Here is a 296-nt window from a genome sequence, read left to right on the forward strand (position 1 = left end):
GAGGTATCTTGGCAATGGCTCTTGTCGGAGCGGCTGGGCGGCATTTCGCTTCAGCCGCGAGTCATTGTGAATCGCGGCTGAAGCCGCTCCTACATTTACAGTCGAAGCGATCTGTCGATGGCCGCCTTTGAATACATCGCTCTGGATGGACGTGGTCGCCAGCAGAAGGGCGTGCTGGAGGCCGACAGCGCGCGCCAGGTGCGCCAGCTGTTGCGCGAGCGGCAGTTGGCGCCGCTGGAGGTCAAGGCCACGCGCAGCCGCGAGCAGGGCAGTGGTCAGGCGCGCCTGGGCTTTGC

Annotated in this window: 1 pseudogene; it reads left to right on the plus strand. The window is 64.9% G+C overall.

Features of this window, described 5'->3' with window-relative positions:
• Positions 1–117: 117 nt before the first annotated feature.
• Positions 118–296: pseudogene (locus tag AC805_RS25730) on the plus strand (type II secretion system protein GspF); the annotation flags it as partial.

Source organism: Pseudanabaena sp. 'Roaring Creek' (assembly GCF_001402795.1).
Lineage (GTDB): Bacteria > Cyanobacteriota > Cyanobacteriia > Pseudanabaenales > Pseudanabaenaceae > Pseudanabaena.